Annotated in this window: 26 protein-coding genes; 15 read left to right on the forward strand and 11 right to left on the reverse strand. The window is 64.7% G+C overall.

From position 1 onward, the window contains the following. The first annotated feature begins 126 nt into the window (after positions 1–126). Together XH98_RS24995 and queG are read left to right on the forward strand one after the other, a co-directional pair. Entirely contained in the window at positions 127–819 is a 693-nt protein-coding gene (locus XH98_RS24995) for a glutathione S-transferase family protein (protein ID WP_271620219.1), read from the forward strand. Next, positions 768–1,943, forward strand: a complete 1,176-nt coding sequence (queG, locus tag XH98_RS25000) for a tRNA epoxyqueuosine(34) reductase QueG (protein WP_271620220.1) — start codon at positions 768–770, stop codon at positions 1,941–1,943. The genes XH98_RS24995 and queG overlap by 52 nt, the downstream gene beginning before the upstream one ends. Here queG and XH98_RS25005 read toward each other — a convergent pair. Continuing rightward, complete coding sequence (locus tag XH98_RS25005; protein WP_271620221.1) at positions 1,940–2,119, reverse strand: hypothetical protein; 180 nt, start codon at positions 2,117–2,119, stop codon at positions 1,940–1,942. The two genes, queG and XH98_RS25005, sit on opposite strands and share 4 nt — an antisense overlap. On the opposite strand from XH98_RS25005, the gene XH98_RS25010 reads away from it, so the two are divergent. Continuing rightward, complete coding sequence (locus tag XH98_RS25010; RefSeq protein ID WP_271620222.1) at positions 2,118–2,915, forward strand: acyl-CoA thioesterase domain-containing protein; 798 nt, start codon at positions 2,118–2,120, stop codon at positions 2,913–2,915. The genes XH98_RS25005 and XH98_RS25010 overlap by 2 nt on opposite strands. A gap of 127 nt (positions 2,916–3,042) precedes the next feature. Here XH98_RS25010 and XH98_RS25015 read toward each other — a convergent pair whose 3' ends face one another. After that, positions 3,043–3,861, reverse strand: coding sequence for an alpha/beta hydrolase (locus XH98_RS25015; RefSeq protein ID WP_271600264.1), 819 nt, complete (start codon positions 3,859–3,861; stop codon positions 3,043–3,045). A 252-nt stretch (positions 3,862–4,113) separates the two neighbouring features. On the opposite strand from XH98_RS25015, the gene infC reads away from it, so the two are divergent. Then, on the forward strand, positions 4,114–4,653 hold the full coding sequence (infC, locus tag XH98_RS25020) for a translation initiation factor IF-3 (RefSeq protein WP_083514473.1): 540 nt from the start codon (positions 4,114–4,116) through the stop codon (positions 4,651–4,653). 63 nt (positions 4,654–4,716) lie between these two features. On the opposite strand, the gene XH98_RS25025 is transcribed toward infC, so the two are convergent. Next, positions 4,717–5,115: a hypothetical protein gene (locus XH98_RS25025; protein WP_271620223.1), complete on the reverse strand. Its 399-nt coding sequence runs from the start codon at positions 5,113–5,115 to the stop codon at positions 4,717–4,719. 273 nt (positions 5,116–5,388) lie between these two features. Here XH98_RS25025 and rpmI point away from each other — a divergent pair, with 273 nt between their 5' ends. Together rpmI and rplT are read left to right on the forward strand one after the other, a co-directional pair. Beyond that, a complete protein-coding gene (gene rpmI, locus XH98_RS25030) occupies positions 5,389–5,589 on the forward strand; it encodes a 50S ribosomal protein L35 (protein WP_008143958.1) in 201 nt (66 codons plus the stop codon). Between the two features lie 90 nt (positions 5,590–5,679). After that, positions 5,680–6,039 (forward strand): 50S ribosomal protein L20, encoded by a 360-nt coding sequence (rplT, locus tag XH98_RS25035; protein WP_027561620.1) that lies wholly within the window; start codon positions 5,680–5,682, stop codon positions 6,037–6,039. A 5-nt stretch (positions 6,040–6,044) separates the two neighbouring features. On the opposite strand, the gene XH98_RS25040 is transcribed toward rplT, so the two are convergent. Continuing rightward, entirely contained in the window at positions 6,045–6,578 is a 534-nt protein-coding gene (locus tag XH98_RS25040; protein WP_442868629.1) for a hypothetical protein, read from the reverse strand. Positions 6,579–6,609: 31 nt separating this feature from the next. On the opposite strand from XH98_RS25040, the gene pheS reads away from it, so the two are divergent. The 4 genes from pheS to XH98_RS25060 all read left to right on the forward strand — a co-directional run bounded on the left by pheS (position 6,610) and on the right by XH98_RS25060 (position 11,543). After that, positions 6,610–7,692, forward strand: a complete 1,083-nt coding sequence (gene pheS, locus XH98_RS25045; protein WP_271600262.1) for a phenylalanine--tRNA ligase subunit alpha — start codon at positions 6,610–6,612, stop codon at positions 7,690–7,692. A gap of 209 nt (positions 7,693–7,901) precedes the next feature. Beyond that, positions 7,902–8,348 (forward strand): endonuclease domain-containing protein, encoded by a 447-nt coding sequence (locus tag XH98_RS25050; RefSeq protein ID WP_271620224.1) that lies wholly within the window; start codon positions 7,902–7,904, stop codon positions 8,346–8,348. Beyond that, on the forward strand, positions 8,345–10,753 hold the full coding sequence (gene pheT, locus XH98_RS25055; RefSeq protein WP_271620225.1) for a phenylalanine--tRNA ligase subunit beta: 2,409 nt from the start codon (positions 8,345–8,347) through the stop codon (positions 10,751–10,753). Before XH98_RS25050 ends, pheT begins: the two co-directional genes overlap by 4 nt. Positions 10,754–10,772: 19 nt before the next feature. After that, entirely contained in the window at positions 10,773–11,543 is a 771-nt protein-coding gene (locus tag XH98_RS25060) for a sulfite exporter TauE/SafE family protein (protein WP_220003698.1), read from the forward strand. A 54-nt stretch (positions 11,544–11,597) separates the two neighbouring features. Here XH98_RS25060 and XH98_RS25065 read toward each other — a convergent pair whose 3' ends face one another. After that, positions 11,598–12,983 carry a flavin monoamine oxidase family protein gene (locus tag XH98_RS25065; RefSeq protein ID WP_271620226.1) on the reverse strand — a complete coding sequence of 462 codons (1,386 nt, stop codon included), beginning with the start codon at positions 12,981–12,983 and terminating at the stop codon, positions 11,598–11,600. A gap of 188 nt (positions 12,984–13,171) precedes the next feature. Here XH98_RS25065 and XH98_RS25070 point away from each other — a divergent pair, with 188 nt between their 5' ends. Continuing rightward, complete coding sequence (locus XH98_RS25070; protein ID WP_271620227.1) at positions 13,172–14,119, forward strand: YiiX/YebB-like N1pC/P60 family cysteine hydrolase; 948 nt, start codon at positions 13,172–13,174, stop codon at positions 14,117–14,119. A 169-nt stretch (positions 14,120–14,288) separates the two neighbouring features. Here the strand turns inward: XH98_RS25070 and XH98_RS25075 are convergent, their stop codons facing one another. Beyond that, positions 14,289–14,564, reverse strand: coding sequence for a metal-sensitive transcriptional regulator (locus XH98_RS25075; RefSeq protein ID WP_007598521.1), 276 nt, complete (start codon positions 14,562–14,564; stop codon positions 14,289–14,291). Positions 14,565–14,614: 50 nt separating this feature from the next. Between XH98_RS25075 and XH98_RS25080 the strand changes: the two genes are divergently transcribed. After that, positions 14,615–17,074 (forward strand): heavy metal translocating P-type ATPase, encoded by a 2,460-nt coding sequence (locus XH98_RS25080; protein WP_271620228.1) that lies wholly within the window; start codon positions 14,615–14,617, stop codon positions 17,072–17,074. Between the two features lie 199 nt (positions 17,075–17,273). Here XH98_RS25080 and XH98_RS25085 read toward each other — a convergent pair whose 3' ends face one another. Beyond that, positions 17,274–18,218, reverse strand: a complete 945-nt coding sequence (locus tag XH98_RS25085; protein WP_271620229.1) for a hydroxymethylglutaryl-CoA lyase — start codon at positions 18,216–18,218, stop codon at positions 17,274–17,276. Continuing rightward, positions 18,215–19,390, reverse strand: coding sequence for a CoA transferase (locus XH98_RS25090; RefSeq protein ID WP_271620230.1), 1,176 nt, complete (start codon positions 19,388–19,390; stop codon positions 18,215–18,217). Before XH98_RS25090 ends, XH98_RS25085 begins: the two co-directional genes overlap by 4 nt. Positions 19,391–19,606: 216 nt before the next feature. Between XH98_RS25090 and XH98_RS25095 the strand changes: the two genes are divergently transcribed. Beyond that, a complete protein-coding gene (locus XH98_RS25095; protein ID WP_271620231.1) occupies positions 19,607–20,347 on the forward strand; it encodes a sulfate transporter family protein in 741 nt (246 codons plus the stop codon). A gap of 160 nt (positions 20,348–20,507) precedes the next feature. Here the strand turns inward: XH98_RS25095 and nth are convergent, their stop codons facing one another. After that, the gene (gene nth, locus XH98_RS25100; protein WP_271620232.1) at positions 20,508–21,260 is read right to left on the reverse strand and encodes an endonuclease III; all 753 of its coding nucleotides are present in this window, start codon (positions 21,258–21,260) and stop codon (positions 20,508–20,510) included. A 22-nt stretch (positions 21,261–21,282) separates the two neighbouring features. Between nth and XH98_RS25105 the strand changes: the two genes are divergently transcribed. Both XH98_RS25105 and XH98_RS25110 read left to right on the forward strand, forming a co-directional pair. Beyond that, on the forward strand, positions 21,283–21,816 hold the full coding sequence (locus tag XH98_RS25105; RefSeq protein WP_271600252.1) for a DUF2244 domain-containing protein: 534 nt from the start codon (positions 21,283–21,285) through the stop codon (positions 21,814–21,816). Between the two features lie 54 nt (positions 21,817–21,870). After that, on the forward strand, positions 21,871–22,767 hold the full coding sequence (locus XH98_RS25110) for a bifunctional helix-turn-helix domain-containing protein/methylated-DNA--[protein]-cysteine S-methyltransferase (RefSeq protein ID WP_271600251.1): 897 nt from the start codon (positions 21,871–21,873) through the stop codon (positions 22,765–22,767). Between the two features lie 165 nt (positions 22,768–22,932). Here XH98_RS25110 and XH98_RS25115 read toward each other — a convergent pair whose 3' ends face one another. After that, positions 22,933–24,891 (reverse strand): CocE/NonD family hydrolase, encoded by a 1,959-nt coding sequence (locus tag XH98_RS25115; protein ID WP_271620233.1) that lies wholly within the window; start codon positions 24,889–24,891, stop codon positions 22,933–22,935. A gap of 44 nt (positions 24,892–24,935) precedes the next feature. Then, on the reverse strand, positions 24,936–25,559 hold the full coding sequence (locus XH98_RS25120; RefSeq protein WP_271600249.1) for a 2,3-bisphosphoglycerate-dependent phosphoglycerate mutase: 624 nt from the start codon (positions 25,557–25,559) through the stop codon (positions 24,936–24,938). Positions 25,560–25,575 lie beyond the last annotated feature (16 nt).

A 25,575-nucleotide genomic window follows, 5' to 3' on the forward strand; every position in this document is an offset into this window, starting at 1 on the left:
CTATTCGCCCCTCGCTCGCAATCGCAAAATGCGCTATCGCGCCTTGCCTCACTGATTTGAAGGACTAGTGTGGCACCGCACAAACATTGATGGATTCTTAAGCACCATCAAATAGTCAAAGGCTGCATGTTTACGCTGTTCCATCATCCGTTTTGCCCGCATTCGCGCTTCATCCGCCTGATCGCGGGCGAATACGGGCTCGAATTGAAGCTCACGGAGGAACGCAGCTGGGAACGGCGCGAGGCATTTCTGCTGCTCAACGCGGCCGGCACGACGCCTGTGATGGTGGACGACGACCAGCCGCCGATCCCGGGCGCCGCGATCATCGCGGAGTATCTCGACGAGGCCTATGGCGCCGAGATGGGACCCAAGCGCCTGATGCCGGAGACGATCGCCGAGCGCGTCGAGGTCCGCCGGCTGATGGCCTGGTTCAACGAAAAGTTCTTCGAGGAAGTGTCGCACCCGCTCGTCACCGAGCGCATCTACAAGCGCTTCATGAGCGAAGAGCACGGCGGCGGGCCGCCCTCAGCCGATATCATGCGCGCTGCCAAAGCAAACGTGCGCTATCATCTCGCCTATATCGGCTGGCTGGCGCAGACGCGTAACTTCCTTGCCGGCGACCGGCTCACTTACGCGGATCTCGCCGCCGCGGCGCATCTCTCGGCGATCGACTATCTGGGCGACGTGCCATGGAGCGAGGACGACGCAGCAAAGGCGTGGTACGCGCGGGTGAAATCCCGCCCGTCGTTCCGCCCGCTGCTGAGCGAGTGGCTGGCGGGCGTGCCGGCGTCGCGAACCTATGTGGACCTGGATTTCTGAGCCTTGATCCGACTGAACTGAAGGCTCAGCTGGCACGCGAAGCGCGCGCGCTCGGCTTCGACTGCATCGGCATCACCGAGCCTGGCACGATCGAGCAGGCCGGCGCGCATTTTCTCGAATTCATCGCCACGGGCGGACACGGCGACATGGACTGGCTTGCGAGTCAGCCGGAGCGGCGCGTCGATCCGCGCGGGCTGTGGAGCGACGTGCGCAGTGTGATCATGCTCGGCGTCAATTACGGCCCCGACCAGGATCCGCTCGCGATCCTGAAGCAGCGCACGCGCGCGGCGATCTCGGTCTATGCGCAGGGCGACGATTATCACGACCTCATCAAGAAACGGCTGAAAGCGCTGGCGCGCTGGCTGGTCGCGACTGCCCCGAGCGAAGTGAAAGTATTCGTCGACACCGCGGCGGTGATGGAGAAGCCCTTGGCGCAGGCCGCGCATCTCGGCTGGCAGGGCAAGCACACCAATCTGGTTTCGCGCGAGTTCGGCTCATGGCTGTTTCTCGGCGCGATCTACACCACGCTCGAACTGCCGCGCGACTCCGCCGAGATCGACCATTGCGGCTCGTGCCGGGCCTGTCTCGACATCTGCCCGACCGCGGCGTTTCCGGCCCCCTACAAGCTCGATGCGCGGCGCTGCATCTCGTATCTGACCATCGAGAACAAGGGATCTATCCCGCAGGAGTTTCGCAAGGCCATCGGCAACCGCATCTATGGCTGCGACGATTGCCTGGCGGCGTGCCCCTGGAACAAGTTTGCGCAACAGGGCCGCGAAGCAAAACTCGCCGCGCGGCATGAGTTGCGTGCACCGGAGCTGGCCGAACTGGCGCGACTCGACGACGCCGCGTTTCGCGCGCTGTTCACGAGGTCGCCGGTGAAGCGGATTGGCCGCGACCGGTTCCTGCGGAATGTGCTGATTGCGATTGGCAATTCCGGCGACGTTACGTTGGCGGACCAGGCGCGGCGCTTGCTGGATGATGCAAGCCCGCTGGTGCGTGGTGCGGCGGTGTGGGCGTTGGGACAGTTGCTGGAGAGGGATGAGTTCGAGGCGATGCAAGCCGATGCGCTGAACAAGGAGTCGGACGAGAGCGTGCGTGAGGAGTGGCAAGCCGCCTCCTAACCCACCGCTGTCATTCCCCGCGAAGGCGGGGAATCCAGTACGCCGCGGCTTTTCGGCTCAATCACTGCTGCCTCGGCGTACTGGATCGCCCGGTCGAGCCGGGCGATGACAGCGGGAGTGTGGGGACGTGCATCACCCTTGATTTCCCCGTTCATTCCCGCAATCTCGCGCGCCATGACAAACATCCCTTTCTTCACCCGCGACGGCGAGACATTCCATCCGACGGAAGTGGCGAGCGGCCCCTGGGATCCGAAATCGCTGCACGGACGCGTCATCGTCGGCCTGCTCGGCTTCGCCATCGAAGAGCGCCATCCCGGTCCTGACTTCGTGCCGGCGCGATTGACCGTCGACATGTTTCGCCTGCCGACCATCGACAAGCCGATCAACGTGACAACAAAGCTGGTGCGTGACGGAATGCGCATCCGTGTGGTGGAGGCGGAATTCTTCTCCGGCGGCGTCAGCATGGCGCGCGCCTCGTGCCAGATGTTGCGGCGGACGCAGAACCCTGACGGCAATGTCTGGTCGCCGCCGAACTGGGACGTGCCGAAGCCATCAGACATTCCAAAACCCACCGATCCCAGGCTCGGCATGAACGGCAAATGGACGACGCGGCCGATCGTCGGACACATGGGTTCGCTCGGACCGCGCCGGCTCTGGATGAGCGAGGTGCGTGAGCTCGTGGCCGGCATGCCGATGACGCCGTTCGTGCATGTCGCTGTTGGCGCCGATTTCGCCAGTCCGTTTGCCAATGCCGGCGACAAGGGGCTCGGCTACATCAACAGCGACGTGACGATCTATCTGCATCGCCTGCCGGTGACGAACTGGATCGGCTTCGAGGTGGTAAACCATCACGCCACCGATGGCGTCGCGATCGGCGAATGCTGGCTCTACGACGAGCAGGGCCCGATCGGCACCGCGACGGTGGCAGCGCTGGCGCAGCGCAAGCCGATGGCGAAGGTGGAGAAGCGATAGTTTCGTCGTCATGCCCCGCGAAGGCGGGGCATCCAGTACGCCGCGGCTTATCGTTCAACCAAAACCATCTCGGCGTACTGGATCGCCCGATCAAGTCGGGCGATGACACCGAGCGCTTGGCAACGCCTCACCCGATCTCCGCCACCGCGGCAAGAATGCGCGCGATGTCTTGCGGGCGGGACAGGCGGTGGTCGCCGTCCTGGATCAGGGTGAGCACGACGTCGTCGGCCGGCAGGCGGTGGGTCAGCGCAAACGCGTGCTGCCACGGCACGTCAGGGTCCTGGGCGCCTTGCAGGATGCGCACCGGACAGCCGAGATCGATGGCGCCGCCGAGCACGAGATGGTTGCGCCCCTCCTCGATCAGCTTGCGTGTGATCGGATAGGGCGTGCCGTCGCCATATTCGGATGGCCTGAGCCAAAAGCCCTTGGTCTCGATCTCCTGCTTCACCCCGGGCGAAAAATTCTTCCACATCAGCTCTTCCGTGAAGTCGGGCGCCGGTGCGATCAGCACGAGACCCGCGAGCGAGGCTTTGGCTTGCTGTGTCTCCTGCCGCCTCTTGATCTCGCGCGCGAGCAGCAGCGCCATCCAGCCGCCCATGGAGGAGCCGATCAGGATTTGCGGGCCGGTGCAGAAGCGCTCGAACACGGCGATGCTGTCCTCGAGCCAGCTGCCGATGGTTCCATCGGCGAAAGCGCCGCTGGATTCGCCGTGGCCGGAATAGTCGAACCTGACGGCGGCGCGGCCATGCTCGCCGGCCCAGCCATCCAGCGCTACCGCCTTGCCGCCCTGCATGTCCGATTTGAAACCGCCGAGCCAGACGAGACCAGGTCCTTGGCCGGGCCCAGATCCTCGCCCGGCGCGGTGGCGAACCGCGATCCGGCGCGCCGACGAACCCTCGCCAACATCGATGAAGTCGAGCACGGCATCGGGAATTGCTGAGGTCATGGAACGTTTACTCTTGTTGTGGGGTTTGAGGTCCCAAGGCGTATTCCGCAAGGCAAGCCTATCTCGGCATTGTCCCTTTGGGACGCTTGCGGAACAGAGGCAAGGTGTCTATGTCGAGCACCGTGCCGATGGGCGTGGCCAAAATGCCTCGCATTTGAGGGTTTCTCGCTTCCGGCACGGGCGACTTGCTTGCCGGCATCAGTATCTTCCTTCAAAATAGCCGCTTCCTTTCACAACTTTGGAGAACCACCCATTCGCCGTCCCAATAGAGCCCCGGCCCCAGCCAGCAAAGACGGGCCGCGCATCAATGATGATATTCGCAACGCGCAGATCCAGCTGATCGACCAGAACGGTGACAACAAGGGCACCGTCGAGACGATGATGGCCGTCAAGATGGCCCAGGAAGCTGGCATGGATCTCGTCGAGATTTCGCCGAATACCAGCCCTCCCGTCTGCAAGATCATGGACTACGGGAAGTACAAGTATTCCGCCCAGAAGAAAGCCGCCGAAGCCCGCAAGCGGCAGAAGACCGTCGAGATCAAGGAGATCAAGCTCCGCCCGATGATCGACGACCACGATTACGACGTGAAGATGCGCGCGATGCTGCGGTTCTTCGAAGAGGGCGACAAGGTCAAGATCACCCTGCGCTATCGTGGCCGCGAAATGGCGCACCAGGAGATCGGCACCAAGCTTTTGGACAAGATCAAGACCGACGTCGCCGAGCTCGCCAAGGTCGAGCAGGACGCCCGGTTCGAGGGCCGTCAGGTCGTCATGGTGCTGGCTCCGCGCTGAGATCGGCACGCTAGAGCCGAAGTTTCAACGGCCCGTCCGGATCTCCGGCGGGCCGTTTTGTTTTCAGGTCCTCGTCGCCTGCCAGGTGCCGCTGCACTGGTCGCCGGAGATGACGCCCCTCCAGGAGCCGGCCCCAGCCGTACCGCCGAGCCGGCCACCACCGCTGGCGTGGGAGGCGCCGACGGAGACCTGGACCGCGACGGCGCCGCCGCGGTTGACGGTGCCGGACACCCGGCCGCCGCCAGCGGACGACACCCGGTTGCCCGTGACGGTGAAGGGGACGCTGTAGCCCGAGCTGCAGACGCCCCGGGTGGTGGCGAAGGTGACGTTCCAGACGCCGTCATAACCACCGATGCGGGCATCGGCGCTCGATGGAACGGCAGCCGCTGCGAACACGGCAAACAGTGCAAGGTGGCGCGGACGGGCGACAACAGACAAAATCGATTGAGAGAAATAGGCCATTTTGGTCCTGCTCCGAACGGGACGGCATGAACGATGGGGTGGTGACCCCCAATAGTCGGCGAGCGGCTTTGGCCGGTTCATCGTTGCCTTCTGGCCCGTTCTCTGTCATAAGCCCGGCCTTCATCGCCCGGCTGATTTAGGGCTGCCGTGGCGGTGTTTCGTGCGGGTTTCGCGCTTTGTCGTAAAACCTGAGCACAATCAACGCTCTAACGAGCATTTTTGACGGCCAGACCGCCTTCGCGGGCGGATTTCTTTGGCCATTAGGAGAGCCAAATGCCCAAGCTGAAGACCAAATCGGGCGCTAAAAAGCGCTTCAAGGTGACTGCCACCGGCAAAGTGATGTTCGCCCATCGCGGCAAGCGTCACGGCATGATCAAGCGGACGAAGAAGCAGATCCGTCAGCTCCGCGGCACCGCTGTGCTGTTCAAGACCGACGGCGACAACGTCAAGAAGTACTTCTTGCCGAACGCCTGATCGCGTCCAAGGACGTCGAAGATCGATGCCATCTCTGCCGCGTCCTTCGCGGCAATCCGAAAACAAAGTCATCTCTGAAGGATAATTGTCATGTCTCGCGTCAAACGCGGTGTGACCGCCCACGCCAAGCACAAGAAAGTCTACAAGGCCGCCAAGGGCTTCTACGGCCGCCGCAAGAACACCATCCGCGCCGCCAAGCCGGCTGTCGAGAAGGCCCAGCAATACGCCTTCCGCGACCGCAAGCGCAAGAAGCGGACGTTCCGCGCGCTTTGGATCCAGCGCATCAACGCTGCCGTCCGTCCGTTCGGCCTGACCTACAGCCGATTTATCGACGGCATGGCCAAGTCCGGAATCACCGTGGACCGCAAGGTGCTGTCGGATCTCGCGATCAGCGAGCCCGCGGCGTTCCAGGCGATCGCCGAGAAGGCCAAGGCGGCACTCGCGGCCTGATCAGGCTAGCGGGCCTTCGTGCCCGCAGCCTTCAGCGCGCGCTCAGAGTAACGCTGGGCGACCTCCGCTCGGCAGAAAGCCGTGAACGAGATGTACATGGTACCGGACTTGTTCCGGTACTTGATGTCGCATGCGTGCATCTCGCTCTTGTACGCCTGCGCTTGTGCGGCACTGAGGCCCGGCTTGAAGTCCGCCTCGCACTTCTTTTCGACGGCGGCGCCGAGCTGGACATCGCCGCTCGCGGTCAGCGCGCAATCCTGAGCCAGCTTCATCGCACTTTGGCAGCCCTTCTGGGCGCCGATGGCGTCCACGACCTCATCCAACGTCATGGATGTGTCCATGCAGACGATGGCGCGCGCAGGCGTTGCGGCGACCGACAGGACGATGGCGGCAGCGGCCAGACAGCATTTCGAAAGCATCACAAAGTCTCCTCGCATCCTGTCTTGGTGCCCGGCCCCCGCGCGAGGTTCAACCCAGCCGCTCGAGAAGCCGAAATGACCGGCTTTTTGCTTGACGTTACGCCCTTCGGGCGGCGACAACCCAGCCGAATTTGGAGCCAAGGATTTGACTGTGTCCGACCTCGCAACGCTTGAAGCATCCATCCTCGACCAGATCGCGGCCGCCGGCGATGAAGCCGCGCTCGAAGCGGTGCGCGTCGCCGCCCTCGGCAAGAAGGGCTCGATCTCGGCGCTGCTGGCCACGCTCGGCAAGATGTCGCCCGACGAGCGCAAGACGCAGGGCGCCGCGATCAACCAGGCCAAGGACAAGGTCACCGAGGCGCTCGCCGCACGGCGCGACGTGCTGAAGTCCGCGGCACTCGATGCGCGGCTGGCGTCCGAGACCGTCGACGTCACGCTGCCGCTACGCGATGCGCAGGCTGAAACGGGCCGCATCCATCCGCTGAGCCAGGTCTGGGACGAGCTGACCACGATCTTCGCCGACATGGGATTTTCGGTCGCCGAAGGGCCCGATATCGAGACCGACGACTACAATTTCACCAAGCTGAATTTCCCGGAAGGCCATCCGGCGCGCGAGATGCACGACACGTTCTTCTTCCATCCGAAGGAGGACGGCTCGCGCATGCTGCTTAGAACCCACACCTCGCCGGTGCAGGTGCGCACCATGCTGAGCCAGAAGCCGCCGATCCGCGTGATCTGCCCGGGCCGCACCTACCGCATCGATTCGGACGCGACCCACACGCCGCAATTCCACCAGGTCGAGGGCCTCGTCATCGACAAGCATTCGCATCTCGGCCACCTCAAATGGATCCTGCACGAGTTCTGCAAGGCATTCTTCGAGGTCGACCACATCAACATGCGCTTCCGCCCCTCGTTCTTCCCGTTCACCGAACCGTCGCTGGAAGTCGACATCCAGTGCCGCCGCGACAAGGGCGAGATCCGCTTCGGCGAAGGCGAGGACTGGCTCGAGATTCTCGGCTGCGGCATGGTGCATCCGAACGTGCTGCGCGCCTGCGGCATCGATCCCGACGAGTACCAGGGCTTTGCCTGGGGCATGGGCATCGACCGCATCGCCATGCTGAAATACGGCATCGCCGATTTGCGCCAGCTGTTCGACAGCGACGTCCGTTGGCTGAACCATTACGGCTTCAAGCCGCTCGAAGTGCCGACACTCGCGGGAGGGCTGAGCTCGTGATGGCGGCGCTCACGAAGGCCCTCTCCGTCCCCTTCGCGGAGACAACCCACTCCCTGCCCCTCCCCCCCAAGCGGGGGAGGGGATGGATAGAGCGAGCGCGTGGCGTTCGTCTCATGGGTACGTATGCTCTGTCGACTCGACAGGTTGAGCCCCCTCCCCCGCTTGCGGGGGAGGGTTGGGGTGAGGGTGTCTCCTCAATGGGGTTGCCGATGGTCGATCCTGAACATCCGGATTGGAAAATATCCGACAGGCTGCGCGCCAATGCGCGCGCGCTCAGACGCAACTCGACCGATGCAGAACGTATTCTTTGGTCGGAGCTGCGCGCCGGTCGCTTGAACGGCCTGATTTTCCGTCGCCAGGTCCCGATCGAGCGTTACGTCGCCGATTTCATCTGCCACGCGGCCAAGCTCGCGATCGAACTCGATGGCGGTCAACACTTCTCTGACGAAGGCGAACGCGCCGATGCGCGTCGCTCTGCTGCGATCGAAGTAAAGGGCTTTAAGGTGCTTCGTTTCAGCAATCACGATGTCATGACCAACCGTTCAGGCGTTCTCGAAACAATCGTTACCGCCATCGCGGAGAGAGCCCTCTCCCCGACCCTCCCCCGCAAGCGGGGGAGGGAGAAGGCAGCCCTCGTGGAGAAAAAGCAGCCATGAAATTCACCCTCTCCTGGCTGAAGGATCATCTCGACACCGACGAGCCCTTGGACAAGCTCGCCGACAAGCTCACCATGATCGGGCTCGAGGTCGAGAATATCGAGGACAAGGCGAAGGCGCTGAAGGCCTTTACCATCGCGAAGGTGATCTCGGCCGAGCAGCATCCCAATGCCGACCGGCTGCGCGTCTGCATGGTCGACACCGGCGACGGTGGCGCGCCGGTGCAGGTGGTGTGCGGGGCGCCGAATGCGCGCGCTGGGCTCGTCAGCGTGTTCTCACCGCCCGGCACCTATATCCCCGGCAAGGACATCACGCTCGGCGTCGGCACCATCAGAGGCGTCGAAAGCCGCGGCATGCTATGCTCGGCGGCGGAGCTGCAGCTCTCCAACGACCATGACGGCATCATGGAATTGCCGGCGGATGCGCCTGTTGGCGCTGCTTACGCCGAATGGGCCGCGCTCGGCGATCCCGTGATCGAGATCAATCTGACGCCGAACCGGCAGGATTGCACCGGCGTGCACGGCATCGCGCGCGACCTTGCCGCTGCCGACATGGGCAAGTTCAAGGACCCGACCATCAAGCCGATCAAAGGCGAATTCCCTTGTCCCGTGAAAGTCACGGTCGAGGACGCCAAGCTGTGCCCGGGTTTTGCGCTCCGGCTCGTCCGCGGCGTCAAGAACGGGCCGTCGCCGGAATGGCTGCAGAAGCGGCTGACGGCGATCGGGCTGCGCCCGATCAACGCGCTGGTCGACATCACCAACTTCATGACCTATGACCGCGCGCGCCCGCTCCACGTGTTCGACGCCAAGAAGGTGAAGGGCAATCTGGTCGTGCGCCATGCCCGCGAGGGCGAGACTCTGCTCGCGCTCGACGGCCGCACCTACGATCTCGATCCCTCGATCTGCGTGATCGCCGATGAGCACGGCGTCGAATCGCTCGCCGGCATCATGGGCGGCGAAGCGTCCGGCTGCGACGAGACCACCACCGACGTGCTGATCGAATCGGCGCTGTGGAACGAGATCAACATCGCCCAGACCGGCCGCAAGCTCGGCATCAATTCGGACGCACGCTACCGCTTCGAGCGCGGCGTCGATCCGGCCTTCATGGTGCCCGGGCTCGAGCTCGCCACCAAGCTGGTGATGGAGCTGTGCGGCGGCACGCCGTCGGAGAACGTCGTGGTCGGCAAGGCCTTCGGCGATGATCGCATCATCGATTTCCCCGTCACCGAGGTGAAGCGGCTCTCCGGCATCGAGGTGCCGGTGCCGGAGATGAAGCGCATCCTCACCCATCTCGGCTTCATGATGGCGGGCCCGGGTCCGGTCGTGAAGGTCGCGGTGCCCTCATGGCGCTCCGACGTGCACGGCAAGGCCGATATCGTTGAAGAAGTCGTCCGCATCTACGGCGTCGACAAGGTGCCGATGACGCCGTTCGAGCGCGGCGAGGACGCGCGCAAATCGGTGCTGACTCCGCTGCAGCTGCGCACCCGCCGTGCCCGGCGCGCGCTGGCAAGCCGCGGCATGACCGAGGCGGTGACATGGTCGTTCATCACGAAGGCCGCGGCACAATTGTTCGGCGGCGGCCAGCGCGAGCTGGAGGTGGCCAATCCGATCGCCGCTGATCTCTCCGACATGCGGCCGAGCCTGTTGCCGGGACTGGTCGCTGCCGCGCAGGCCAATGCCGATCGCGGCTATGGCGATGTCGCGCTGTTCGAGGTCGGCCAGGTCTTCAGGGGCGATCGCCCGCAAGACCAGTTCATGGCGGCGAGCGGCGTGCGGCGCGGCCTGGCTTCGTCCGAAGGTCTCGGACGGCACTGGACCGGCTCGGCACAGGCCGATGTGTTTGACGCCAAGGCCGATGCGCTCGCGGTGCTGGCAGCAAGCGGCGCACCGATGCAGGCGCTGCAGATCGTCGCCGGTGGTCCGGCCTGGCTGCATCCGGGTCGCTCCGGCACGATCCAGATCGGGCCGCAGAACGTGCTCGGCTACTTCGGCGAGATGCATCCGCGCGCGCTGGAAGCGCTCGGCGCCGACGGTCCGCTTGTGGTGTTCGAGGTGATTCTCGACCGCATTCCGGAAGCCAAGAAGAAGCCGACCCGCGCCAAGCCACTGATCGAGCTCTCGGCATTCCAGCCTGTTACGCGCGACTTCGCCTTCATCGTCGACCGCACGGTCAAGGCCGGCGACATCGTCCGCGCCGCGCAAGGCGTCGACAAGAAGCTGATCACCGGCGTGAACGTCTTCGACGTCTACGAGGGCAAGGGCATCGACGACGGCAAGAAGTCGGTCGGCATCGCGGTGACGATCCAGCCGCGCGAGAAGACGCTGACCGATCAGGAGATCGAGGCGGTCGCCGCCAAGATCGTGGCTGATGTCACGGAGAAGACCGGCGGCACGTTGAGGGCGTGATGCCCCGGAACGACAGGGCATGAGCATCACCGACTTCCTCCCCAAGGACGTCAGCCTCACCATCGCGATGGCGCTCTGCGCCATCGCTTTCGTTTCGGGCACCGCGCGCGGCTTCTCCGGTTTCGGCTCGGCGCTGATCTTCATGCCGCTCGCGAGCAGCGTCGCGGCGCCGCGGCTGGTCGCGGCACTCCTCCTCGTCATCGACTTCGTTGCCGCCGCGCCGCTGCTGCCTGATGCCTGGCGGAAGGCGGATCGCAAGGCGACCGCGGTGATCGTGCTGGGCGCGCTGGTCGGTGTCCCCCTCGGCACCTATTTCCTCAGCGTGCTCGAGCCCGTCACCACGCGCTGGATCATCTCCGGCTTCGTCGCAGCGCTTCTTCTGCTGCTGCTGTCGGGCTGGCGCTACCGCGGCAAGGACCACGTCTGGCTCTCTGTCGGCATCGGCGGCCTCTCCGGCTTCTGCAGCGGGCTTGCGCAGACCGGCGGTCCGCCGATCGTCGGCTACTGGCTCGGCCGGCCCATCGCTCCGCTGGTGGCGCGCGCCAATATCCTGCTGTTCTTCGGCGCCTCGGATTGCTTCTCGATGGTCAGCTATGCCACGACAGGCCTGATCTCGCGCGAGTCGCTGGTGCTGTCGCTGATCGTCGGCCCGGTCTATGCGCTCGGCGTCGCCTTCGGCGCCTCGCTGTTCGGCCGCGCCAGCGAGACGGTGTTTCGCAGGATCTGCTACGCCCTGATCGCGATCGCGGTGATAACAGGGCTGCCGGTGCTGGACAGGGTATTGCGGTAACCACCCGCTATCGTCCCGGCGAAGTTTGTTGCGGCCTGATTGCCTCTGCCCCTATTACCGCGGCGCCCGCCGGCGCTTCGTCGACTGCGTCGGCACGTCGGCCGGCTCGTCCCTGATCGCGCCGATCTTGCGGAGCGCTGCGTCCGCGGCGCGCTCGCCGCTGTCCCAGGCGCCGTCGACGGTGCCCCACAGCGTCTCATGCGTGGCTTCGCCGGCGAGGAACAGATTGCCGATCGGCTCGGTCAAAATCTTTCGCGAGAGCTGGCCGCCCGGCGAGGACGCCGACATCGCGCCCATCACATAGGGCGAGGCGTTCCAGCGCGTCGCGGCGGTCTTCTTCACGGCGGCCGCCGCTTCGCTGCCGAACAATTTTGTGATCCATTCCTTCGCGAAGGCCGTCATCGCGCTTTCGCCCTGCGCCGAGAGATCGCGGCCGAACGAGCCGCCGACGTCGATCGAGCACAGCGACGATCCGCCGATATTGGCATACATCAGCGCGGTGCGCGTCGAGTTGCTCTGCTCGATCAGGATGTCGTCGCGCGACAGCCCGAGCGGATTGCCCGGCAATTGCACCACGATGTGATCGTAGCTGCCGAGCGTGAGCTTTGACGCCGCATCCAGCGTGCGCTTGGGGATGTCAGGCGCGAACTTGATCGCACCTGACATGAGCACATTGGTCGACACCGTGACGATGGCCGCGCGCGCGGCGATCCTGCCGGATTGCGTCTCCACGCCGACATCGCGATTGCTCCAGACGATCCGGCTCGCCGGCGTCGAAAGCACTGCCGGCACCTGCTCGCCGAGCCTGGCGATCAGGGTGCCGAGACCCTGGCGACAGGCGATCGGGGCATTGCGGTCCTGCGCGCGCGCCTTGTCGATCGCCGACAGCTCCTTCAGATCCTTGCCGGCAAAGCCCGCGCCGAGCAGGAACTCCGCCGCGCCCGCCCAGTCGCCGAGATCCTTCGGCAGCACCGACGCGCATGAGGTATCGAGCTTGCCGCGCGCGGCCTCGTCGATCGCCCTGTTGGCGCGCACCAGCGCCGCCAGAAACTCCTCGGTCTCGCCCGCACGCGCATTGCGGCGGCCGATGCGCATTTTCTGGCCCGACGGTGCCGGAGAGACATCGAGCCCCGCGCTGCGCGCGAGCCGGATCATCGGGTTGGTGTCCGGATTGTGCATCCAGCGTGCGCCGCGATCGAACGGCACGTCGAACGTGGAGCTATCCGTGATGCAGCGCCCGCCGATCTGCGATGCCGCCTCGACGACGATCACCTTGCGGTTGGCCGCCATGACGCGCCGCGCCGCAGCGATACCGGCCGCACCCGCGCCGATCACGACAATGTCAGCCTCGCGCGGCAATGGCGCGGCCGCGGCGCTCAGGACCGGCGCGGACATAAAGGCCGCCGACGCCGATAGGAAGCTGCGGCGCGTGATTGTCATGTCATGGTTTCCGGAGACTTGCGGCGAACGGGAACAGCCGGCGAACCTTGCCGCATCTGATGTTGCGCAGCAACCATCATGGTGAATCAATCGTGCTTGAACTCACAGAGGTCATGAACTGAATTGCAACGGGTTTCGACCATGATACAGATGAAAAAAGACGGCCAGAAAGGCCCCCGGGGGAGTTCATGGGGACGGTCCTAGATTCAGTCGGAAAGGTGATAGCCGCATACCTCTCGAAAGAGGTGCCGGGCTATGAGCCGTTCACACCCAGCGACCCCGAGCATCTGCGCGGCGTGATCCAGCCCGGCGACGTCATGCTGGTCGAGGGCAACAACCGCATCTCCGGCATCATCAAATATCTGACGCAGTCGACCTGGTCGCATGCCGCGCTCTATGTCGGCCCGGTCGAAGGCGCGGTCGAGCCCGACGGCGAGCCGCATGTGCTGATCGAGGCCAATATCGGCGAGGGCGTCACCTCCGCGCCGCTGTCGAAATATTTCCCCTACCATACCCGCCTCTGCCGGCCGGTCGGGCTGTCCTACGAGGACCGCAACACGGTCTGCCGCTATGCGATCAACCGCATCGGCTTCGGCTACGACACCAAGAACATCCTGGACCTGATGCGTTTCCTGTTCCCGCTGCCGGTGCCGCAGCGCTGGCGGCGGCGCATGATCGCGCTCGGCTCGGGCGATCCGACCAAGATCATCTGCTCGGCGCTGATCGCCCAGGCCTTCGACGCCGTGCGCTATCCGATCCTGCCGAAGATCACCAAGGCCGGCAGCCGCGCCGCCCGCCGCGAGATCCTGCACATCCGCGATTCCTCGCTCTACATGCCCCGCGACTTCGACATCTCGCCCTATTTCGAAGTGGTCAAACCCACCATCGTGCACGGCTTCGACTACACAGCCCTGCACTGGGCCGACAAGCAAAAGCCGCTCGAGGAGGTAGCGGGCTCGTTCGGTGTGTTTCCAGAAACGCTCCGTGCGCCGCCGCTCGTTCCTGAAGCGATTGACGAAGAAGCGCAGGCTGAAGTTTCGAATGAGCAAGTAGACGCGCAGCATGTTCCGCTGCTGAAGAAGCTGGCGATGTATCGTCCACGGCAGCGCAGGCCAGCTCGCGAAAGGGCGGCGTAAACAACTGTCGTCCAGGCGAAGGCCGGGACGTCACCTGAGAGTGTGGCGCGATATCGCCTCAACCACCGTCATTGCGAGGAGCTCTTGCGACCAAGCAATCCAGACCGCTTCCGCGGAGACAGTCTGGATTGCTTCGCTTCGCTCGCAATGACGGCGGAGGGAGCACGCCCTACCGCTCTGCCCGTCCGATCACCGCCATCAACTCCGCGATCTTCTCGCGCTGGTCCGCCTTGTCGCCGCTGGCAATCGCGTGCTCGACGCAGTGGGCGACGTGATCCTTCAAGACCTCTTCCTCGACCCGGCGCAGCGCGGCGCGCACCGCCGAAATCTGCGTGACGATGTCGATGCAGTAGCGGTCTTCCTCTACCATTTTCGACAGGCCGCGAACCTGACCTTCGATCCGGCCGAGGCGTTTTCCGACAGATGCCTTGATGTCCTTGCGCATGGGGCTTATATACCCCTACCGGGTATAGGTTGCAAGGCGGGAGTGCAGGAATGAGCGGCGCGGATCATGGGCATCATCACGACGGGGAAACTCAGTCCGGCTGCGGCTGTTCCAGCAAGGCTGCTGCGCCGGCCACCAAGCCTGCGGCCTCGTCCTGCTGCGGCGGCCAAGGCGATCATGCCGGTCACGCCCAGCATCATCACGACCACAGCGGAACGGCTGCGAAAGTGCTCGATCCCGTCTGCGGCATGAGGGTCGATCCCGCGACGTCAAAACACCGGTTTGAGCATCGGGGCGAGACCTTCCATTTCTGCTCGGCCGGCTGCCGTGCCAAATTCGCTGCCGATCCCGCAAAATATCTTGCCAAGGACAAAGCGCCCGAGCCCGAGATGCCCGCGGGCACCATCTACACCTGTCCGATGCATCCCCAGATCCGCCAGGTCGGGCCGGGCAATTGCCCGATCTGCGGCATGGCGCTGGAGCCTGAGGTCGCGAGCCTCGAGACCGGGCCCAACCCCGAGCTCGCCGACATGACGCGGCGGTTCTGGATCGGCGGCGTGCTGTCGTTGCCGCCCGTGGTGCTGGAGATGGGCGGCCATCTCGCCGGTCCGCACAACTGGATCGATCCAACATTGTCGAACTGGATCCAGCTGGTGTTCGCAACGCCCGTGGTGCTCTGGGCCGGCTGGCCATTCTTCGTCCGCGGCTGGCAGTCGCTGCTGACGCGCAATCTCAACATGTTCACGCTGATCGCGATGGGCACGGGCGTCGCCTATGTTTACAGCCTGCTCGGAACCCTCACGCCGCAGATCTTCCCTGAAACATTCCGCGGCCATGAAGGCGCGGTTGCCGTCTATTTTGAAGCGGCCGCCGTCATCACCGTCCTGGTTTTGCTCGGCCAGGTGCTGGAGCTGCGCGCCCGCGATGCGACATCGGGTGCGATCAAGGCGCTGCTCCAGCTTGCACCCAAGACCGCGCGGCGCGTCGATGCCGATGGCAGCGAGCACGAGGTCGAGATCGATACGCTCCATGCCGGTGATCGCCTGCGCGTTCGTCCCGGCGAGAAAGTGCCTGTCGACGGCATCATCCTGGAAGGACGCTCCTCGCTCGATGAGTCGCTCGTGACGGGCGAATCCATGCCGGTCACCAAGGAGACTGGCGCCAAGGTCATTGCCGGCACGCTCAATCAATCCGGCAGCTTCATCATGCGCGCCGACAAGGTCGGGCGCGAGACGCTGCTGTCGCAGATCGTGCAGATGGTCGCGGACGCGCAGCGCTCGCGCGCGCCGATCCAGCGGCTTGCCGATCAGGTCGCGGGCTGGTTCGTGCCGGCTGTGATCCTCGTTGCCATCGCCGCCTTCGCCGCCTGGGCGTGGTTCGGGCCGGAGCCGCGGCTCGCTTTCGGCCTCGTCGCCGCTGTCAGTGTGCTGATCATCGCCTGCCCCTGTGCGCTGGGCCTTGCGACCCCGATGTCGATCATGGTCGGTGTCGGCCGCGGCGCGCAGGCGGGCGTGCTGATCAAGAACGCCGAGGCGCTGGAGCGGATGGAGAAGATCGACACGCTGGTGGTCGACAAGACAGGCACGCTGACCGAGGGCAAGCCCAAGGTGGTGTCGGTCGTGCCGGCATCAGGCTTTGCGGAGGATGACATCCTGCGGCTTGCAGCCAGCGTCGAGCGCGCCAGCGAGCATCCGCTGGCCGATGCGATCATGCGTGCGGCGAAGGAGAAGCAGATGGCGCTGAGCCAGGTCGAGGAGTTCGACTCGCCGACCGGAAAGGGCGCGGCGGGAAAGGTCGATGGCAAGAGCATCGTGCTCGGCAACGCAAAATATCTGACATCGATCGGTATCGACACCAAGGCACTCGACAGCGAGGCCGAGCGGCTGCGCGGCGACGGCGCCACGGTGATCAACATGGCCATCGACGGCAAGCTCGCCGGCCTGTTTGCGATTGCCGATCCGGTCAAGGCTTCGACCCCGGAAGCGCTCAAGGCGCTCGCGGCCGAGGGCATCAAGGTGATCATGCTGACCGGCGACAACCGCACCACGGCCGAAGCGGTGGCACGCCGGCTCGGCATCGCCGATGTGGAAGCCGAGGTGCTGCCCGACCAGAAGAGCGCGGTCGTAACAAAACTGCAAGAGGCCGGGCGCAGCGTCGCGATGGCCGGTGACGGCGTCAACGACGCCCCGGCGCTGGCCGCGGCCGAAGTCGGCATCGCCATGGGCACCGGCACTGACGTGGCGATGGAAAGCGCTGGCGTCACGCTGCTGAAGGGCGACCTCACCGGCATCGTCCGCGCACGAAAGCTGTCGCAGGCGACGATGAGCAATATCAGGCAAAACCTGTTCTTCGCCTTCATCTACAACGCCGCCGGCATCCCGATCGCCGCCGGCATCCTCTATCCCGCCTTCGGCGTGCTGCTGTCGCCGATCATCGCGGCCGCCGCGATGGCCCTGTCCTCGGTCAGCGTGGTCGGCAACGCGCTGCGGCTGCGTGTGACGCGGCTGTGAGATGAAGGTGCTCTCCCTCGCCCCGCTTGCGGGGGGGAGGCGAAGATCACGCCTCCTTCGCTGCGCTCCCACCCGGCAGAATTGTAGGATGGGCAAAGGCGCACTTGCGCCGTGCCCACGATCTCTCAATGATGGATAGAAGACGTGGGCACGCTTCGCTTTGCCCACCCTACGATACTGCCACCGTCGACAGAGAAGCTTACGCCGCCTTCGCCGTCCTACCCGGCAACCCCGCCCTCGCCACACCACCGTAAAGCTGCTCGTTCGGCATCTCTTCGCGCAAAATCCTCCGCACCGGGATCAGCTTCTCCAGATCGATGCCCGTGGCAAAACCCTTGCTCTCGCACAGGAACACCAGGTCCTCGAACACGACATTGCCGGTCGCGCCCGGCGCGAAGGGGCAGCCGCCGAGGCCACCGAGCGAGCCATCGAGGATGCGGACGCCTTCGTCGAGTGCCGCGGCGGCGTTGGCGATGCCCATGCCGCGGGTGTCGTGGAGATGGATGCAGATCGGCTTGGTACCCGCGAGCTTGACCGCCGCGCGCGACAGCTCTCCGACCTGCTTCGGTCCGGCATAGCCCACGGTGTCGGCGATCGCGACGAAATCGACGCCGGCCTCCAGGCATTTGTCGACGAGGCGCAGCACCTCCTTCGGATCGACCGCGCCTGTGATCGAGCAGCCCAGCGCCATCGAGATCGCCGCGTTCACCAGCGGCTTGTGCGCGCTGGCGTCGCGCAGCTCGCAGAGCCGCTTGATGTTGGCAATCGCGGACAAGCGCGAACGATGCGCATTGGCCTGGCTGTGCTCTTCCGTCGCCGACACCACCGAGGCGATCTCCCCGACACCTGATGCCAGCGCCTCGTTGACCCCGCGCTCGTTGAGCGCAAGCGCAATGCCATGGGCGCCCGGCAGGCTCGCCACCGTCGCGACGACGTCGCGGACATCAACGAATTGCGGAAAGGTCTTCGCCGGGAGGAACGAGCCGACCTCGAAATGCCCGACACCCGCGGCATATTCCTCGCGCACCCAGCGCTGCTTGGCTTCGGTGGACGGAAACTTTTTGACGAGCTGGAGTCCATCGCGCAGACCGACTTCGCGTAAGGCCACACGGTCCGCGGGATAGATCGTTTCGATCCGGCTCATGCGGGCCTCCCAGCGGCTTTGGACGTTGCGTCTTTGTTGTCGACCGCGGCGCGAACGGCGGAAGTGTCGGCGCCGAGCGACGCGACCTTCAGGCCTTCGCCAAAATGGCTGCCGTTCCATTCGATCGGCAGCGTCGGCACATGGAACGGCTGGCCGTCGGCGGCGACATTGGTGACGAGTCCGCCCGGCCGCAGCACATGCGGATCGGTCAAGAGATCCTCGGGCCGGTTGATCGGCGAGAAGCAGATGTTGAGCGCATCGAGCTTCTGCGACAGTTCCGCCACGTCGTGCTGCCGGATGATCTCGGCCACGCGCGGAAGGATCCGCGGCCTGGCCAGGATGCGATCGGTCGTGGTGCGCAAGCTCGGGTCATCGAGAAACTCGGTGAGGCCGAACTCGCGGCAGAAAGCCTGCCAGTGGCCCTCGGTGACGACGCCGATGAAAATCCGCCCGTCGCCGGCGGCATCGAAAATGTCGTAGATCGGCCAGGCGTGCTCGCGCTCCGGCATCGAGCGCGGCTTGTTGCCGGTCATCTCGTATTCGACCATGTGCTGGGCGACCAGGAACAGGCAGTTCTCGAACAGGCCGATGCGGATGTCGGCACCGTCGCGCTTTCCCCCACGCTTCTGGTAAAGCGCGGCCAGGATCGCGATCACACCGAACATGCCGCCCATGATGTCGTTGGCGGAGGAGCCGACGCGCTGCGGCTTCTCCTTTGTGCCGGTCATGGCGGCAAGTCCCGACATCATCTGCACGACCTCGTCGAGCGCAGGACGATGCTCGTAGGGACCTGACAGAAAGCCCTTGTGGCCGGCAATGATCAGATGCGGATGCCGACGCCGCAATTCCTCGGCGCCCAACCCCTGCTTCTCAAGCTGGCCGTCGCGAAAATTCTCCAGGAACACATCGGCAGTCTCGAGCAGCCGATGCATGGTGTCCCGGTCCGCAGCTTGATCGAAGTCCAGCACCACACTGCGCTTGCCGCGGTTGAACAGCGGGAAGAACGCCGTGCCCATGCCACCGAGGGAACGGGTCTTGTCGCCGGCGGGTGGCTCGACCTTGATCACGTCGGCCCCTAACTGTGCGAGGATCATGCCGCAGGCCGGGCCCATCACCATGTGGGTCATCTCGACGACCCGCACGCCCTCGAGCGGCAATCCGGTCTCAGCCATGCGTCACTCCCTGTCCGTTCGGTCTAAGAGACTAGGCCTTCACAAGCCTTCTTAGAAACACAATCTACATCGGTTTGGCCGCTCGGCTTGCAGCGCCATCACCTGCGGGGCCAGCATCGCCGCCGAGGCTTGAACCCCTGCGGCGACCTGTAGGCCTCCCTTGCCGAAGCGCCCAGAGGTGTCTACCTCTCGCTGAGTGTTTCCTGAGAGGTTCCCATGCTTGATGCCGCCGTGAAGGCGCTGTCGCAAATGATGTCGCCGCCGATGCGTTCGATCCTGTGGCGGTCGATCGGACTGGCGCTGGTGCTCATCGTCGTCCTGGCGATCGGGTTGCAGCGGCTCCTGAGCTGGTTCGCCATCCATGGCGAGGTCTGGCTGGAGGGGCTGCTCGGGCCGAGCTGGCACGCCTCGCTGGAGGTGCTGGCCTGGGTCATCTCGATCGCGGCCGGATTCGGCGTCGTGTTCGGCAGCGTGTTCCTGATGCCCGCGATCACCTCGCTGGTGGCGAGCTTCTTCGTCGACGACGTCGCCGACATCGTCGAGCGCGAATATTATCCGGCCGAGCAGCCCGGCGAGGCGCTACCGTTCAATAAGGCCATCCTTGAAGGTATCAAGACCGCGCTGCTCACCATCGTGGTGTATCTTGCCGCACTGCCGCTGGTGTTTCTGGCCGGTGCCGGTTTCCTGATCTTCTTCCTCGCCGCGGCCTGGCTGTTGGGGCGCGAATATTTCGAGCTCGCCGCGATGCGCTTCCGCTCGCCGGAGGATGCGAAAGCGATGCGGCGCGACAATGCCGCGACGATCTTCACCGCCGGCCTCTTCATCGCGGCCTTCGTCTCGATTCCGGTCGTGAACCTGGCGACGCCGATCTTCGGCATGGCCTTCATGGTCCACATGCACAAGCGGCTATCGGGCCCGAGTGCCGAGCTGATCGATTCGGCGCGGCAGATGCGATAACCACACCTCTCCCTACGGGAGAGGTGTAGTGAGACCGCCGCTCGATCGAGAGCCCCAACTGTCGATACAGCCTAGCTTACCTGCACGCCACACGCGCGCAGCACCTGCCCTGGCGAAGCCGAGCGGCGCCAGCATGAATGGGCCAGGTGGAGCTTTTTGCTCACACCGTTTTCTCCGGCCAGCGGCAGAGATCGTTGATCAGGCATACCTCGCAGCGCGGCTTGCGCGCGAGGCAGGTATAGCGGCCGTGCAGGATCAGCCAATGATGGGCATGCAGCATGAACTCGGCCGGGATCACCTTTTCGAGACCAAGCTCGACGTCGAGCGGCGTCTTGCCCGGCGCAAGACCGGTGCGGTTGCCGACGCGGAAGACATGGGTGTCGACCGCCATGGTGTGCTCGCCGAAGGCCATGTTGAGCACGACATTGGCGGTCTTGCGTCCCGCGCCGGGCAGCGACTCGATCTCGGCGCGCGTGCGCGGCACCTCGCCGCCGAAATCGCGGAGCAGTTTCGCCGACAGCGCGATCACGTTCTTGGCCTTGGTGCGATAAAGGCCGATGGTCTTGATGTAGTCGCGCAGACGCTCCTCGCCGAGGTCGAGCATTTTCTGTGGTGTGTCCGCGATCTCGAACAAGGCGCGTGTCGCCTTGTTGACGCCGGCGTCAGTCGCCTGCGCCGAAAGCACAACGGCGACCAGCAGCGTGAACGGGTTGACGTGCTCGAGCTCGCCTCTCGGCTCGGGATTGGCTGCGCGGAATCGGGTGAAGACCTCGCGGATCTCCGCGGGTGTCCAAGGTTTCATGGCCTTGAGTGATTTTTTGGCGGGGGCCTTCGGTTTTGCGACGGCCGCCTTTGCCTTTTTCTTCGGCGCTGCCGCTTTGCGCGGGGCCGGCTTGCGGATGATTTTCGCCATGATCGGGATATACTGAGGGACGATGAGCACAGGCAACGAAATTGAGCGCGCGGAATCTGAAGGTCATGCCGAACCGCAGATCTTCTCCGCGCTGCTGACGCCGCACCGCTCGTTGAACCGCACCGGCTTCCTGGCCGTGATGCTGTTCCTGAGCGTCGTCAGCTTCGTCACCGGAATTGTCTTCCTGATGCAGGGCGCCTGGCCCGTGCTCGGCTTTTTCGGCCTCGACGTGCTCGTGGTCTGGTGGGCCTTCAAGGTCAATTTCCGCACCGGGCGGGCGCGCGAGGAGATCACCGTCACGACCACAGAACTACGCGTGCGGCGTATCAGCCATCACGGCCAGGTCGCCGAATGGACCTTCAATCCGCTCTGGGTCCGGCTCGACATGGAGGTCGACGAGGACTTTGGCATCGAGCATCTCTATCTGATCTCGCGCGGCCACCAGATCCAGCTCGCCCGTTTCTTGGGACCGGACGAAAAGGCAAGTTTCTACAAAGGCTTGATTGAGGCCCTGAACGCCGCCAAGCGCGGCCCGACCTACAACCCGGTGACCTGAACCCAGTCGGAAATCGGGTGGTTTCGGCGCCTCCCCGCGCCTACATTTCCGCTCATGATGACACTCGCCATACATGACCAGCGCCTGGCCAAGCCGGGCCCCCAGAACGCCGCGCTGCGCGACTATGATTCGGTGCGCCGGGCCATCGCGTTCATCTCGGAAAACTGGCGCGCGCAGCCGACCATCGAGGCGATGGCGGATGCGGCCGGCGTCACGGCGGATGAGCTGCATCATCTGTTCCGCCGTTGGGCCTCGATCACGCCGAAGGCCTTCATGCAGGCGCTCACCCTCGACCACGCCAAGGGTCTGTTGCGGGATTCCGCCAGCATCCTCGATGCGGCGCTCGACTCGGGCCTGTCGGGCCCGGGCCGTCTGCACGATCTCTTCGTCACCCACGAAGCGATGTCGCCGGGTGAATGGAAGAACGGCGGCGCGGGGCTGACCTTGCGCTTCGGCTTCCATCCGTCTCCCTTTGGAACAGCGATCGTGATCGCGACCGATCGCGGCCTTGCCGGCCTCGCCTTCGCCGACCCCGGCGACGAGAAAGCCGCCCTTGCCGACATGACGCGGCGCTGGCGGAACGCAACCTATGTCGAAGACCACGAGGGCACCGCACCGCTGGCGGCACGCATCTTCGACACCAAACTGTGGCGGCCGGATCAGCCGCTGCGCGTGGTCCTGATCGGCACCGATTTCGAAGTGCGGGTGTGGGAGACGCTGCTGAAAATTCCGATGGGCCGCGCGGTGTCCTATTCCGACATCGCCTGCAACATCAACAGCCCGAAGGCCTCACGCGCCGTCGGTGCAGCCGTCGGCAAGAACCCGGTGTCCTTCGTCGTGCCCTGCCACCGCGCCCTCGGCAAGAGCGGCACGCTGACAGGCTATCACTGGGGCATCACTCGCAAGCAGGCGATGCTGGGCTGGGAAGCCGGGCAGCTCGGGATGCAGTAGGCAAGATGCAGTAGGGTGGGTTAGCCCCGGGCTGCGCGAAGCGCAGTCCCCTTGGCGTAACCCACCTCTTCGATTTCCGTGATGGCAGAAGTGGTGGGTTACGCCGCCGACTGCGCTTCGCGCAGTCACCGTCTAACCCACCCTACAGCTGGCTAGACTAGTGGATCACGAGCGCTCGGGGATGACAGGCAGCACCACGTGCGACGGGCGATCGCGATCCAGGTAGATCGTGTTGCGAGCGACGCGTCGCGACAGGCCCCTGCCTTCAGGGGCGCCGGTGTTCGGATTGACGTCGAAGTGAGGAAAATTGCTCGAGGAGATATCGAGCCGGATGCGATGCCCGCGCTTGAAGAGATTGGCAGTGGGGAAAGCCTCCACCGTCACCGCAACGGGCTCACCGGGCTTCAGCATCTCGGGTTTTTCCCAGGACTTGCGATAGCGCAGCCGCAGGATGCCGTCGGTCAGGTTCATGGCAAAGCCCTGCGGATAATCCTCTGAGGGCGGATAGACGTCGACCAGCTTGATGGTGATGTCGGTATCGGGCTGGTCGGACGAAACCCACAGATGCGCCGCGATCGGCCCGGTGATCTCGATGTCCCGATCGAGCATCGGCGTCTCGAACACCAGCACGTCGGCGCGTGCGGCGAGCGGCAGATAAGGCTCGCGCGAGCCGAAGAAGCGCGGCCCCTCGGTCTGGTCGAACGCGCCGCCAACCATCACCGGCGCGCCCGACGTCACGGTGCCACCGATCGTCGGCACCGGATGCGCGGGATCGAAATCGAAGGTCAGCGGCTCGGCCGCCGCTGCAGGCAGCTCCGGCGCCAGCCGGCCATCCTCATGCAGATAATAGAGCGTGTTGCGCGCGTCCGGGATCGGCCAGTCCTTCTCACTGCGCCAGCGCCCGCCGTGATCGAGCCGGCCTGCATCGTTGCGGCGGCCGGAGCCGCCTCCCATGACGAAGACCCGCACCGGCGGCTCTTCGGCCACGCCGTTGGGCTCGCCTTTCAGCCAGGCGTCGAACCAGCGCAATCTCAGGCTCAGATAGTCCGGCGCCAGATTGCGGTCGAGCGTGGCGGCAGGTCCGAAATCGACGTCGCCTGCATAGGTCAGCGAGCGGTCGCCGTGTGTCCAGGGGCCAAGGATCAGCCTGACCGGCCCTTTCTTGCGGGCCTTGAGACCGATGTAATTCTCGGTCGCCGTGCGCGGGTAGGGATCGAACCACGACGACATGTGCACCATCGGTGCGTCGCTGAACTGGTCATAATAGCCGGCGGCATGAATGCCGATCTGCTTCCAGTACGCGTCGAAATTGCCGTGTTCCCACTGGTCGTAGACATAGTTCTCGTATTCGGGAGCGGGCGTCAGCGGCGAATGGCCGCGCTTCCAGGGCATGCGCGCGAACCAGGCCTTCAGGTCCATCGCCTTCATTTCGGCGAGCCTGATTGGATCGTTCTGAACCGCCGAGCTGACCAATCCGTTGTTGAAGCCCCAAGTCACCTGCTTCAGCTCGAAAGCTCCGCCCTGGCGAATCCCACCCTGGTAGGAATTGGAGAAGCCGCCGCTGTCGAGAAACATCGCAGCAATGCCCGGCGGGTTGGTGCAGCCGAGCGCGCCCTGCGTATGAGCCGCATAGGATAGCCCCATGGTGCCGATCTTGCCGTTGCACCATGGCTGAGCCACGATCCATTTGCAGCAATCGTAGCCGTCGTTTCCGTCGCTCAGATATTTGACGAACTCGCCTTCGCTGTCATAGCGCCCGCGGCAATCCTGATAGATCACGACGTAGCCGGCCTTCGCGAAGTACGCCGCGACCTCGGCGCGCGATTTCGGCTTCGGCTCCGCGACGGACAATTCGGATCGGCTGACGATATTGCGGCCGTAGGGAGTCCGCTCGAGAATCACCGGAAACGGGCCAGGCAGCGCCTTCCCGTTCCGCGCCGGACGATAGACATCGGTCGCAAGCCTGATGCCGTCGCGCATCGGCACCATGATTTTGGCTTCGAGAACCGTCTCATAGGGCTCGGCCGCCTGTCCGGCACCGGCGACCGACAACAAACCAAGGCCAAGGCCCAGCTTGGCGGCGTCACGTCGGGAGATTCCACTGCGAGCCGAATCCTCTGCCATGGAACCCGCCCTTTCTGCGCCGCTCTGCGGCCTCTCCCGAACGCCTACGACGCCAGATCCAGCTTCGAGGCCACCGTCGAATCCGCATTGAGCCGGTAGATGATCGGCACGCCGGTGGCGAGCTCGCGCTTCAAAATGCCTTCGGGCGACAGTTTTTCCAGCACCATGATCAAAGCCCGCAGCGAGTTGCCGTGGGCCGCGACCAGCGTGCGCTTGCCATTGAGCACGCCGGGCAGGATCTCCTGCACGTAGTACGGCAGCGCGCGCGCCAGCGTGTCCTTCAGGCTTTCGCCGCCGGGCGGCGGCACGTCGTAGGAGCGGCGCCAGACATGCACCTGCTCCTCGCCCCATTTCTTGCGGGCGTCGTCCTTGTTGAGGCCGGAGAGGTCGCCATAGTCGCGCTCGTTCAGGGCGAGATTCTTCGAGGTGGGCAGGCCGGTCTGGCCGAGCTCGGTGAGAATGAGATCGAGCGTGTGCTGCGCGCGCGTCAGCACGGAGGTGAAGGCGACGTCGAACACGAGGCCGTGGGCCTTCAGCTTGCGGCCGGCTTCCTTGGCTTCCGCGACGCCCTGCTCGGTGAGGTCAGGATCCTTCCAGCCGGTGAACAGATTCTTCAAATTCCATTCGCTCTGGCCGTGGCGCACCAGCACGAGAAGACGTTCGCTCATTGCCCAATTCCGTTGC

The sequence above is a fragment of the Bradyrhizobium sp. CCBAU 51745 genome (assembly GCF_028128715.1).
In the GTDB taxonomy this organism is placed as follows: domain Bacteria; phylum Pseudomonadota; class Alphaproteobacteria; order Rhizobiales; family Xanthobacteraceae; genus Bradyrhizobium; species Bradyrhizobium manausense.

Bases quoted from the DNA above. Each gene is read 5' to 3' on its own strand.
- XH98_RS24995 (WP_271620219.1), top strand. From the start codon at position 127: ATGTTTACGCTGTTCCATCATCCGTTTTGCCCGCATTCGCGCTTCATC.
- XH98_RS25010 (WP_271620222.1), top strand. From the start codon at position 2,118: ATGACAAACATCCCTTTCTTCACCCGCGACGGCGAGACATTCCATCCG.
- XH98_RS25005 (WP_271620221.1), bottom strand. From the start codon at position 2,119: ATGGCGCGCGAGATTGCGGGAATGAACGGGGAAATCAAGGGTGATGCA.
- XH98_RS25015 (WP_271600264.1), bottom strand. From the start codon at position 3,861: ATGACCTCAGCAATTCCCGATGCCGTGCTCGACTTCATCGATGTTGGC.
- XH98_RS25025 (WP_271620223.1), bottom strand. From the start codon at position 5,115: ATGGCCTATTTCTCTCAATCGATTTTGTCTGTTGTCGCCCGTCCGCGC.
- rpmI (WP_008143958.1), top strand. From the start codon at position 5,389: ATGCCCAAGCTGAAGACCAAATCGGGCGCTAAAAAGCGCTTCAAGGTG.
- rplT (WP_027561620.1), top strand. From the start codon at position 5,680: ATGTCTCGCGTCAAACGCGGTGTGACCGCCCACGCCAAGCACAAGAAA.
- XH98_RS25050 (WP_271620224.1), top strand. From the start codon at position 7,902: ATGGTCGATCCTGAACATCCGGATTGGAAAATATCCGACAGGCTGCGC.
- pheT (WP_271620225.1), top strand. From the start codon at position 8,345: ATGAAATTCACCCTCTCCTGGCTGAAGGATCATCTCGACACCGACGAG.
- XH98_RS25060 (WP_220003698.1), top strand. From the start codon at position 10,773: ATGAGCATCACCGACTTCCTCCCCAAGGACGTCAGCCTCACCATCGCG.
- XH98_RS25065 (WP_271620226.1), bottom strand. From the start codon at position 12,983: ATGACAATCACGCGCCGCAGCTTCCTATCGGCGTCGGCGGCCTTTATG.
- XH98_RS25070 (WP_271620227.1), top strand. From the start codon at position 13,172: ATGGGGACGGTCCTAGATTCAGTCGGAAAGGTGATAGCCGCATACCTC.
- XH98_RS25075 (WP_007598521.1), bottom strand. From the start codon at position 14,564: ATGCGCAAGGACATCAAGGCATCTGTCGGAAAACGCCTCGGCCGGATC.
- XH98_RS25080 (WP_271620228.1), top strand. From the start codon at position 14,615: ATGAGCGGCGCGGATCATGGGCATCATCACGACGGGGAAACTCAGTCC.
- XH98_RS25085 (WP_271620229.1), bottom strand. From the start codon at position 18,218: ATGAGCCGGATCGAAACGATCTATCCCGCGGACCGTGTGGCCTTACGC.
- XH98_RS25090 (WP_271620230.1), bottom strand. From the start codon at position 19,390: ATGGCTGAGACCGGATTGCCGCTCGAGGGCGTGCGGGTCGTCGAGATG.
- XH98_RS25095 (WP_271620231.1), top strand. From the start codon at position 19,607: ATGCTTGATGCCGCCGTGAAGGCGCTGTCGCAAATGATGTCGCCGCCG.
- nth (WP_271620232.1), bottom strand. From the start codon at position 21,260: ATGGCGAAAATCATCCGCAAGCCGGCCCCGCGCAAAGCGGCAGCGCCG.
- XH98_RS25105 (WP_271600252.1), top strand. From the start codon at position 21,283: ATGAGCACAGGCAACGAAATTGAGCGCGCGGAATCTGAAGGTCATGCC.
- XH98_RS25110 (WP_271600251.1), top strand. From the start codon at position 21,871: ATGATGACACTCGCCATACATGACCAGCGCCTGGCCAAGCCGGGCCCC.
- XH98_RS25115 (WP_271620233.1), bottom strand. From the start codon at position 24,891: ATGGCAGAGGATTCGGCTCGCAGTGGAATCTCCCGACGTGACGCCGCC.
- XH98_RS25120 (WP_271600249.1), bottom strand. From the start codon at position 25,559: ATGAGCGAACGTCTTCTCGTGCTGGTGCGCCACGGCCAGAGCGAATGG.